General features: G+C 41.5%; 14 protein-coding genes, 1 tRNA gene and 2 pseudogenes. 3 read left to right on the top strand and 14 right to left on the bottom strand.

Annotated features, from left to right (window positions below):
• On the bottom strand, window positions 1-298 hold a 298-nt coding region (locus LH47_RS03825), incomplete at its 3' end, for a helix-turn-helix domain-containing protein (RefSeq protein ID WP_043964842.1).
• Between the two features lie 76 nt (window positions 299-374).
• Here LH47_RS03825 and LH47_RS15020 point away from each other — a divergent pair.
• Window positions 375-674, top strand: a pseudogene (locus tag LH47_RS15020) (zinc ribbon domain-containing protein); the annotation flags it as partial.
• A gap of 709 nt (window positions 675-1,383) precedes the next feature.
• Here the strand turns inward: LH47_RS15020 and LH47_RS03810 are convergent.
• From LH47_RS03810 to LH47_RS03785, 6 genes are all read right to left on the bottom strand, one after another.
• Window positions 1,384-1,845 (bottom strand): hypothetical protein, encoded by a 462-nt coding sequence (locus LH47_RS03810; RefSeq protein ID WP_033020066.1) that lies wholly within the window; start codon window positions 1,843-1,845, stop codon window positions 1,384-1,386.
• An 11-nt stretch (window positions 1,846-1,856) separates the two neighbouring features.
• A complete protein-coding gene (locus tag LH47_RS16625; protein WP_043964839.1) occupies window positions 1,857-2,306 on the bottom strand; it encodes an EndoU domain-containing protein in 450 nt (149 codons plus the stop codon).
• 36 nt (window positions 2,307-2,342) lie between these two features.
• Window positions 2,343-3,011: a peptidoglycan-binding domain-containing protein gene (locus tag LH47_RS17145; RefSeq protein ID WP_326938907.1), complete on the bottom strand. Its 669-nt coding sequence runs from the start codon at window positions 3,009-3,011 to the stop codon at window positions 2,343-2,345.
• A 110-nt stretch (window positions 3,012-3,121) separates the two neighbouring features.
• Window positions 3,122-3,811: an N-acetylmuramoyl-L-alanine amidase gene (locus tag LH47_RS03795; RefSeq protein WP_043964838.1), complete on the bottom strand. Its 690-nt coding sequence runs from the start codon at window positions 3,809-3,811 to the stop codon at window positions 3,122-3,124.
• Complete coding sequence (locus tag LH47_RS03790) at window positions 3,808-4,065, bottom strand: hypothetical protein (RefSeq protein ID WP_043964837.1); 258 nt, start codon at window positions 4,063-4,065, stop codon at window positions 3,808-3,810. The genes LH47_RS03795 and LH47_RS03790 overlap by 4 nt, the downstream gene beginning before the upstream one ends.
• A complete protein-coding gene (locus tag LH47_RS03785; RefSeq protein ID WP_084221242.1) occupies window positions 4,065-4,331 on the bottom strand; it encodes a hemolysin XhlA family protein in 267 nt (88 codons plus the stop codon). Before LH47_RS03785 ends, LH47_RS03790 begins: the two co-directional genes overlap by 1 nt.
• On the opposite strand from LH47_RS03785, the pseudogene LH47_RS15015 reads away from it, so the two are divergent.
• A pseudogene (locus LH47_RS15015) lies at window positions 4,278-4,502 on the top strand (tyrosine-type recombinase/integrase); the annotation flags it as partial. The gene LH47_RS03785 and the pseudogene LH47_RS15015 sit on opposite strands and share 54 nt — an antisense overlap.
• Before the next feature lie 135 nt (window positions 4,503-4,637).
• Here the strand turns inward: LH47_RS15015 and LH47_RS03775 are convergent.
• Window positions 4,638-4,709, bottom strand: a tRNA-Arg gene (locus LH47_RS03775).
• A gap of 212 nt (window positions 4,710-4,921) precedes the next feature.
• On the opposite strand from LH47_RS03775, the gene clpP reads away from it, so the two are divergent.
• A complete protein-coding gene (gene clpP, locus LH47_RS03770; protein ID WP_004892507.1) occupies window positions 4,922-5,512 on the top strand; it encodes an ATP-dependent Clp endopeptidase proteolytic subunit ClpP in 591 nt (196 codons plus the stop codon).
• A gap of 28 nt (window positions 5,513-5,540) precedes the next feature.
• On the opposite strand, the gene LH47_RS03765 is transcribed toward clpP, so the two are convergent.
• The 6 genes from LH47_RS03765 to trxB form a co-directional block, all read right to left on the bottom strand.
• A complete protein-coding gene (locus LH47_RS03765) occupies window positions 5,541-5,798 on the bottom strand; it encodes an HPr family phosphocarrier protein (protein WP_035062829.1) in 258 nt (85 codons plus the stop codon).
• A 21-nt stretch (window positions 5,799-5,819) separates the two neighbouring features.
• The gene (whiA, locus tag LH47_RS03760; protein WP_043964835.1) at window positions 5,820-6,782 is read right to left on the bottom strand and encodes a DNA-binding protein WhiA; all 963 of its coding nucleotides are present in this window, start codon (window positions 6,780-6,782) and stop codon (window positions 5,820-5,822) included.
• A gap of 12 nt (window positions 6,783-6,794) precedes the next feature.
• Window positions 6,795-7,760 (bottom strand): gluconeogenesis factor YvcK family protein, encoded by a 966-nt coding sequence (locus tag LH47_RS03755; RefSeq protein WP_043964834.1) that lies wholly within the window; start codon window positions 7,758-7,760, stop codon window positions 6,795-6,797.
• On the bottom strand, window positions 7,757-8,647 hold the full coding sequence (gene rapZ / locus LH47_RS03750) for an RNase adapter RapZ (protein ID WP_043964833.1): 891 nt from the start codon (window positions 8,645-8,647) through the stop codon (window positions 7,757-7,759). The genes LH47_RS03755 and rapZ overlap by 4 nt, the downstream gene beginning before the upstream one ends.
• Before the next feature lie 17 nt (window positions 8,648-8,664).
• A complete protein-coding gene (locus tag LH47_RS03745) occupies window positions 8,665-9,123 on the bottom strand; it encodes an NUDIX hydrolase (RefSeq protein ID WP_043964832.1) in 459 nt (152 codons plus the stop codon).
• 233 nt (window positions 9,124-9,356) lie between these two features.
• A complete protein-coding gene (gene trxB, locus LH47_RS03740; RefSeq protein WP_043964831.1) occupies window positions 9,357-10,304 on the bottom strand; it encodes a thioredoxin-disulfide reductase in 948 nt (315 codons plus the stop codon).
• Window positions 10,305-10,306 lie beyond the last annotated feature (2 nt).

Raw genomic sequence — 10,306 nt, 5'->3', positions numbered from 1 at the left:
CTACGGGGAGCTGATGTTCAATGATCAAAGCCAGCTCTTTTTCCTGCTCAGGGGTCAATCGACGTGGGGCGCCAGGTGAGTATTTCATCTCCAGTCCATCAAGACCGCGCTGGGCGTAGGCATGAATATAGTTATAAATAGTTTTCTTGGATCGACCAATAATCGTTGCGATTTCTCCTTTGGTATATCCCTGCAAATGAAGATAAATCGCTTGGTAGCGTTCATATGCTCGTTTACTTTTTGCTTCTTTCATGGCAGTGGACAACTTTTCGATCTCGTCTTTGTGATTTGGCATCATATTTTCTCTCCGTTCCCCTATTTTCTCTTTGTATTTATTCGCCGTGGAACGGGAGAAAACCTTTATTTCAATTTATATAGAATATCTTTGTGAATTTTACGGCATTGAATTCTTGAAACAGGAAGAATCATATACGTCTCAAGCCAGCTTTTTTGACGGTGATGAGATTCCTGAATATAATGCCGACAATCCAAAAGAATATAAGTTCAGCGGCAAACGTATTAAGCGCGGCTTGTATCGAACAAAGTCTGGCAAACTAATTAATGCTGATGTCAATGGCGCATTAAACATCTTAAAGAAAAGTAAAGCTGTAGACCTGAGTGTCTTATGCTCTAGCGGCGAAGTGGACACGCCTCAAAGAATAAGGATTGCTTGAAGCAGTCAAACTTCTTTGGAAGCCCCCACTTCAAATTTTCGCTAGAAAATTAAGTAGGGGTAGTTCACACGTGGTCGACAGGCCGCCGCGGAGTGGTTGCTGATGCTGCGGCCCCGCCGCTGCTCGTCAAAGAACTCAAGCTCCATCCTGCCGCCCCGAGTGCAAAGCTTCACGTTCAATTTGACTACTGCCCAGCGGCAAAAAGAAAAAGAACACCGGGATTACTCCCAGTGTTCTTTGTTTCGCTAGGCGGATTACATCATGCCGCCCATCGCTTATCAATGGACATCAAAGTTTCTTTAAGTCTGTTAAATGTTGAATTATAGGGATTTTTAGAGACTTGTAAGGTTTAAATATCCAATAAAAAATATAATTTTTGATTAAATTCGTGGTCACAATGTGGTCACGTGGTCAAAAAACATCCATGAGTAAGCTTTTACTCGCCACCCAAGCATGAAAATAACCGCTCATGGATTCATTATTTTCACAGAAAACACCCATGAGGAAGTTTTTCTCGCCACCCAAGCATGAAAATAACCGTTCATGAACCCTTTATTTTCACAGAAAAAAAGGCGGATCACTCCGCCTTTTCCCATATTTCATCGAGTGCGGCATTGAAAAACCACATGCTGCGACAATTCTTCATTAAAACAGTCATCATTTCTGTTTTATTGGCTATGGAAACCAAAAAACTTGTCAAAGTTCGTTACTAATTAAGAGACTGCAATAGTCGCCAAATTTTATCCAACTCTTCAATATCATCGGAATGCCATTTCCTCGATTTTAACTCTATCAAGAGTTTTTCAGTAGCATTTAAAATGGATTGTTGTAATTGTGCTACTTGACATAAACACGTGAAGACAATTTGTTGAGAATCACTTTTATTCCTTACAAATTCCAATCCGATCGTGTGCTCTGAAATTTTCTTTCCCTTCATAAACCAAGGTCCATCCATAAAGTCGAATTCATACACTGTCCCAATTCTATCATTTTTAATATTCATAATGTTTTTTTGCCACCATCCTAGAATCACCACCACAAAATCATTCCAGCCTTCTTCGGGAAAAAAGAAATCACCAATCTTTAGATAAATTTCACCTATAACATTTCTACTAGTGTTCATGAATATTGAATTTGTATTTACTACAACTTCAATGTCTTTTAACAACATAATCACCCTTTCTAAAATTTAGGATAAGCAGTCTCTATGATTTTTGTCTTCAGATTGACCCACATTTCTATTTTCATTCCTCCCCCATATCCTTCAATTTTCACCCTATCGCCTTGAGATTTTAACTTTTTCCCGTTTTTATAAGCCTCTATAATTGCCTTTTCTATTTGTTTAGTAGTCATATTTTCAGGAAACAAATCTTTCTTTCCGCTTTGTTTTGCCCGATTTCCCGATTTAATATGACCTGATAAGATATGCTCCATATCTATGCTTATAGTTTTGTATGAGGGAAGATTTATTGGTTTTGTTTTCGAAATCTCACTTAGGAATTTTTGATCAAACTTAACTTCGATTTTACTTCCTAGCTTAGCTAATTTTATTTCACCGTTGACTATCTTTCCACCCGGAATAAAACTTAAAGCCGCAATAACTTTATCAATTGTATCAGCGCTGGGATTCAATAAAGTTTTAATATCATCTCCAATGATAAAATCAAATCATAGTTTAGCGATTTCCTTTAAAGATTTTACCACTTCTCCCCACGTAGAATCTTTAGAATGAACCTTATTTTCCAATGCTTTATACTTATTCTGAATAATCGTTTTTTGATTATAATAATTTTTTTGCTGTATGCCCTGCTCAATAGCATGATAAGTGCTTTTTCCCGCCAAGCCATCCGCTGTCAACCCATGCGCTTTTTGAAAGCTTTTCACTGCCTCTGCTGTTTGTTTACCGTAAATACCATCAACAGCTCCGACGTTATACCCCAATCGTTGAAGCTTAGCCTGCAAATCTTTTACCGCTTGTCCCCGATCTCCTTCCCTAAGCGTCTGACCTGTCCAACGATCATCGCTACCTGATGAGTTTGATCGGGACACTGTTGTTTGTGTTCTGACATACTTTTGCAGAGCTTGGTACGTTTGTTTCCCCGCAATTCCATCGGCCGTGATTCCAACCTTCTTCTGAAATTCCTTCACAGCCTTCTCTGTATTTGCTCCGTAAACTCCATCAATCCCCCCAGGGTTAAATCCGGCTCTGTAAAGCCAAGATTGCAATGTCTTCACATAATCATTTCTATCACCTCTTTTTAGCGTTTGCCCATTCCATAAATTATTTGCAAAGTTAGATGGATAAGTGACTCTACCAACACTATCCACAACGTACATTTTTGATCCTCCTAGTTATTTTTTGTTTATTATCATATCAGACAACCATCATGGAAAATGTCGAAACATGTCGTAAAAAACAAAAAATCCCCTGCCGAGTAGCAGGGGAATCATACAATAATCGTCGGGTATCCTTTTTTCTTCAATTCTTCTGCCAGTCGTTCCGCGTTTTTTCGGTCACTGAACGACCCGACTTGCACGCGATACAATTTTCCGTCAGTCGATTTTTGTTGTGATTGTGGCTTTGCTTTTTGCGGCAATCCCAAAAACTTCGCCACTCCGCGCGCGTGTGCTTCGCCAACTGCCTTTATGAATGCCTCGTTTTTCAAGTATTTTGCGTCGTTGCTGTCGATGAATAAGTTTTCGGTCAAAACGGCTGGCATTTTTGTTTCGCGTAACACAGCGTAATTAGCCCGTTTCTTGCCTCGGTCTGTGATATTTCCGAACTGACGCATAGCCGCTAGAATTTCGCCATGCAACACGTTTTGCAAAGCGACCGTTTGGGAAGAAACGCCGCCGTTGTAGACATACGTTTCAAACCCTGTGCCCTTGCCAGCGTTAATGTGAACACTAACAAATACATCCGCGCCCCACTTGTTCGCCATGTCTGCGCGTTGGTCAAGAGTAAGGGATTGATCGCCTTCGCGGCTAACCCGTTGTGTAAACCCTTCGTAATGAGCCGCTAAATAATCGGTCGCATACTCCACGATTTTATGCGTCAAAACCTTTTCTTGCAATCCGTTTGCTACCGCACCAGGATCGTTGCCCCCGTGTCCTTTGTCCAAGAAGATTTTTTTCATTTCCGGCCCTCTCCTTTTTCAAGCACATATTTTATTGTTGCCACCGAACCAACGCCATACAGCGCATATTGAAGCCCTTTGACTAACACATCAAAAGAAAAAGCGCTGCTTTCGAATATGGAGAAAGCAACGCCTAGAAACACTGCAACAATTGGAATAAAACGATTAGGAATGTTTGTTGCTTCACGAATGGCATACAATAATACTGCTAGCGCCACATATGCCGTGAATTCAATCGAAAGAATCGCTTCCATTATTGAACGCCTCCCTGAATGATAAAAGTGAGTAACGCTCCCACAATACCGCCGATAATCAAACGCAAAATCCATGTTGTGTTGCTTTTGATCGCTGAAATATCTTCACGCATGTCTTTAATGTTGCTCTCCGCCACCGCAAGACGAGTTTTCACATCAACCATATCCGAGCGGAGCATATCCACATCCGTTTCAAGTTTCGCGATGCGCTGTGCAAAAAAGTCGGGGTTAAAACCATCACCTGCCACGGGCTCCGACACACCCATGCATCCATGCTCCTATATAAAGGGGTGAATATTAAATACGTTTCCCAGCGGCTGGGGCATAAAGATATTGTGACCACCTTACAAACGTATTCGCACATTTTAGACGAGATGGAACAAAAAGAATCTCGGCAGGTTGATCTCGCGATGGAGGAGCTCTACCATGCAAAATAGCCGTGCAAAATTCGTGCAAAATTTTTTCGAATTCTATCGTTTTCAATCGGATTTTCGAAAAATAAAAAACGACCGCAAACGCAGTCGTATCAAGGGTTTGGTGATTTTTAATCTGAACCATCGAGATAAAAAAAACGCCCTCGGCAGGATTCGAACCCACGCTAAGAGAACCGGAATCTCTCGTGCTATCCACTACACTACGAGGGCGCAATGATAAATGCACTTACCATTATAGTGAACACATAAAAAAATTGCAAGAGAAATGACGTTTAAAATTTTAGGAAGAGGAAACGATGTAAGAAGGGATGTAGAAGAAAAAAAGCGAATACATATAAGCAGAAGGTGTTTTATTTGACCTTTATTGACCTTTTTTGTATGATAGAAGTACATAAAAAACGATTTATTGGAGGAGGAAGAGTATGAACTTAATTCCTACAGTTATTGAACAAACGAGCCGCGGGGAGCGCGCCTATGACATTTACTCCCGTTTATTAAAAGACCGCATCATTATTTTAGGAAGCCCAATTGACGATCATGTTGCCAACTCGATCGTTTCTCAACTTTTATTTTTAGCAGCAGAAGATCCTGAAAAAGATATTTCTCTTTACATTAACAGTCCGGGTGGATCCATTACAGCCGGCATGGCAATTTACGACACGATGCAATTTATTAAACCAGACGTATCAACGATTTGTATCGGTATGGCTGCTTCTATGGGCGCATTTTTACTCGCAGCGGGCGCCAAAGGAAAACGGTTTGCGTTACCAAATAGCGAAATTATGATTCATCAGCCGCTTGGTGGCGTACAAGGTCAAGCGACAGAAATTGAAATTGCGGCAAAACGCATTTTATTCTTACGCGATAAATTAAACCGCATTTTGTCTGAAAATACAGGACAACCGATCGAAGTCATTGAGCGCGACACAGACCGCGACAACTTTATGACAGCTGAAAAAGCAAAAGAGTATGGTTTAATTGACCGCGTATTAACACGCGTTGACGAAAAATAAAAAAAGGCGGCATGCCCGCCTTTTTTTATTATGCTTCTTGTTCAACATAGTGAACAAGCTTGTTTAACGCTTCTTGTTCATCGGATCCATCCGCATAAATCGTAATGACCGCCCCTGTATGAATCGCCAAGCTCATGACGCCCATAATACTTTTCGCATTTACTTTTTTCCCGTCTTTTTCGATATAAACGTCAGCTGAAAAGCGGTTCGCTTCTTGAACAAACAACGCTGCTGGACGTGCTTGCAATCCTGTTTTTAGGCGTACTTCCACTTGTTTTTCTACCATCATGTATTCCTCCTATTAATTTTATAAAGATTTATGGAAATCAATTGGCTGACCGGCACGAAGTCGTTCCGCAATTTCATCTAATTTGCGCAGACGATGGTTAATACCAGATTTACTAATTTTTCCTCCTGTAACCATTTCCCCAAGTTCTTTTAATGTTACATCTTGATATTCCATGCGCAATTTTGCAATTTCACGAAGTTTTTCTGGCAGTTGATCAAGTCCGATCGTTTCATCAATATAACGAATGTTTTCGACTTGGCGTAACGCTGCACCAATCGTTTTGTTTAAGTTCGCCGTTTCGCAATTGACAAGACGATTGACAGAATTGCGCATATCGCGGACGATACGCACATCTTCAAATCGCAATAACGCTTGATGCGCGCCGATAATGCTTAAAAATTCCCCAATTTTCTCTGCTTCTTTTAAATACGTAATAAACCCTTTTTTTCGCTCGAGCGTGCGCGCATGTAAATGAAAATTCGTGTTCATCAGTTCACAAAGCGATTCGTTATGCTCACGATACAATGAAAAAATTTCTAAATGATAAGACGATGTTTCCGGATTGTTGACAGATCCCCCAGCTAAAAAGGCGCCCCGCAAATACGAACGCTTGCAACATTTTTTTTGCACAAGCTCTGGTGAAATGGAGCGGACGAAAGAAAATCCTTCTTCCATAATTTTTAAATCCGACAATAACTCATGCGTCCCTTCTACCACGCGTACAATATACACGTTATTTTTCTTTAGTCGCATCTTTTTACGAACAAGTAGTTCGACCGCTACGTCGTACCCTTTTTTTAATAACGTATAAATCCGCCTTGCAATTGCGGCATTTTCCGTTTGAATATTTAACAATAGTCGACGATTGGAAAACGAAATCGAACCGTTCATTCGAATTAAGGCGGACAATTCCGCTTTTAAACAACACGTCTTTACTTCGATATTCGTCAATTCTTTTTTTGTTTCCGATGCAAACGACAACAATCTCACCCCCTATGAATATGTGCCGTGGGAAGGAGGTGCAAGGAGCGAAAGGAGCAACGCCGCTACTTTTTTTGTATCGTGACGCACCGTTCCATCTCGCTCATCAATGATCGCATCACAAATGACTTGTAAACCGAGCGCTTCTAACTGCGCTGTATCGCAAACGACCGGCGCAGCCAATTCTTTTGCATATCGCTCCTTTGTTTCTGGCAAAATCGGCGCATCGTTTACAATGATTGCATCTAAAAATGCACACGCCATATGATCATACAGCGCTTTCACATGATCGCTCGCTGTATAGTTTAACGTTTCTCCTGCCTGGGTCATGACGTTGCATATATATACTTTTTTCGCTTTGGATTGACATACCTCTTCGCCAAGTTTAGGAACGAGTAGGTTCGGTAAAATGCTTGTGTACAAACTTCCGGGACCGATGACAATTAAGTCGGCCGACCGCAATTCTATAATCGTTTCTTCGAGCGGTTCAATATTTGTCGGAGTTAAAAATACACGCTTTATTTTTTTTCCGGAATACGGAATTTTTGACTCCCCTGATACAATCGTCCCATCTTCCATTTCTGCATGCAACACAACGCTTTCATTCGCTGCTGGCAACACTTTTCCACGCACATTTAACACTTTCCCCATTTCACGAACCGCATGCACAAAATCGCCGGTAATTGACGTCATCGCCGCTAAAATTAAATTGCCGAGCGAATGACCTGATAACCCATTTCCGTTTTCAAAGCGATGTTGAAATAATTCAATAATTAGCGGCTCCACATCTGAAAGAGCAGCAAGCACATTTCGAATATCTCCAGGCGGGGGCATATCGAGTTCGTCGCGCAATCTTCCTGAACTGCCACCGTCATCTGCAACGGTCACAATCGCTGTTAAATCGACATTATATTGCTTCAGCCCGCGAAGCAACACAGGGAGACCTGTTCCCCCACCAATGACAACAATTTTTTTCATCGGTACGTATCCTTTCTTTTTGCAATATCTCGATGTGACACGTGCGTTGTATATTCGTCTGCAAAATGGCTCGCGATATACTCGGCTAACGTAACAGAACGATGCTGTCCACCTGTACATCCGATTGCAATTACAACTTGGCTTTTTCCTTCTCGTTTATAGTGCGGAAGCATAAACGCCAACAAATCTTTGACTTTTTCAATAAATTTTTGCGTTTCCGTCCACTTTAATACGTAAGATGACACTTCTTCATCTAATCCTGTTTTCGGACGCATATGTTCAATGTAGTGCGGATTTGGCAAGAAGCGTACATCAAAAACGAGATCGGCATCAATCGGTAGACCGTATTTGAAACCAAATGAAACGACATTTACAGAAAAGGTTGTCGTTGTTGGTGTTGCAAATGTTTGAACAATTTTTTCACGCAACTCTCGCGGTTTTAAGCTGGACGTATCAATAATCATTTGCGCCCGCCCTTTTAATTCTTCAAGCAACTCGCGCTCCAACTTAATTCCTTCAAGCGGCAATCCGCTCGGCGCAAGGGGATGGGAACGGCGCGTTTCTTTATAACGGCTCACGAGCGTCGCATCGCTTGCATCTAAAAATAAAATTTGTGGAGTCACCCATGATGTTTCCGCTAAATCATCTAGCGCGGCAAAGAGACGGTCAAAAAAGTCACGGCTCCGCAAATCCATGACGAGCGCAATTTTATTCATTTTATTTCCTGATTCACGAATTAATTCAAGAAACTTCGGCAATAATGTCGGCGGTAAATTGTCGACACAAAAATAGCCTAAATCTTCAAAGCTCTGGATAGCCACCGTTTTTCCTGCCCCTGACATACCGGTAATAATAACCATTTGAATGTGTGCTGAACCTGTGCTCATCTTTCTCTCCCCTCTCTTTAACTCGGATCAAGTCGGTAAGACAACAGCTCAAATTCCTCTGTATACGTAAACGTGCCATACATGATTCCTGTTCCTTTAATGACATAATCAATAATATGGTAATCGCCCGGCGCCATCGGAAGCGTTGGAATGTGCTCAATGGGATGCCAAGCAAGTTCTCCTTCTTCACATTGTAATACGTTTTCACCTTCAAAATGTTCCGCAAAAAATGTGAACATCATCCACTCCGAAACGACTTCTTCTCCTCGTTTCATGACAAATGTAAATACCCCTTTTAATTGCGGGTTTTTAATATAAATGCCTGTTTCCTCACGATATTCACGCACACAAGCTTCTCGTACCGATTCCCCTTGTTCCATTTTTCCACCCGGCGCCACCCACCAGCCACGCCGAGGCTTTTTCAACAAAAGAACGTGTCCGTCTTTTACTAATACGCAGTTCGTTACTCGTTGCAACGTCCGTTCACCTCAATACTCAATAATGAATATGTTTTTTTCATTATACTATTTCTTACAAACGGTCACAAAGTATAAATTTTGAAACGTTTTCATCACATAAAAAAGAAAGCACGGGACGAAAGCCCGTGCCAACAAGTGTATATAAAAAGGGGGTCAATTACTTACTTTTATCATACTCTTTTATTGTTTCAAGCGTGTTACAGTTCAATTAAAGCAACATTACGTTTTTATTACTTAATGTTAAGCTTTTCCTTTAGTTCTTCCACGTAATGTTGTGCGCTTTGTGCCGCAATACTTCCGTCTCCTGTTGCCGTAACAATTTGACGAAGCGACTTTTCACGAACATCTCCCGCCGCAAAAATGCCAGCCACTTTTGTTTCCATCAGCTCGTTCGTTTCAATGTAGCCATTTTCGTTTGTAATGCCGAGTGAAACAAACGGCTTTGTTAATGGAACCATGCCGATGTAAATAAACACACCATCACATGGAAACTCACGCTCTTCCCCTGTTTGCGTATGAACGAGCGTCACGCTGCCGACACGACCATCTTTTTCGTTAATTTGCTTCACAGTATGATTCCAAATGAAATCAATTTTTTCATTTGCAAATGCGCGTTGCTGTAAAATTTTTTGTGCACGCAACTGGTCTCGGCGATGAACGATCGTCACTTTGCTTGCAAAGCGTGTTAAATATACGCCTTCTTCAACAGCTGAGTCTCCACCACCAACGACGACAAGCTCTTTCCCTTTAAAAAACGCTCCGTCACATACCGCACAATATGAAACGCCGCGTCCCCCTAATTCTTTTTCGCCAGGAACGCCGAGCTTTTTATACTCTGCCCCTGTTGCAATGATGATCGCACGAGCTTTATATTGTTGGTTGCTCGTCACAACCGTTTTGTATTCTTCGCCGTCAATCACTTCTTTTACATCACCATATGCGTATTCGGCGCCAAACTTTTTCGCGTGCTCAAACATTTTTGTCGCCAATTCCGGTCCAAGAATATGGTCATAACCTGGATAGTTTTCTACTTCTTCTGTATTTGCCATTTGACCACCGGGAACTCCACGCTCAAGCATAAGCGTCGATAAATTCGCCCGCGATGTGTACACTGCTGCCGTCATTCCTGCCGGACCTGCACCGATAATAATGACATCATAAATTTTTTCTTGTGACACGT

The organism is Anoxybacillus thermarum, assembly GCF_000836725.1.
Taxonomy (GTDB): domain Bacteria; phylum Bacillota; class Bacilli; order Bacillales; family Anoxybacillaceae; genus Anoxybacillus; species Anoxybacillus thermarum.
Note: the sequence above shows the minus strand (reverse complement) of the source record. Positions and strands in the feature narration are given on the sequence as shown.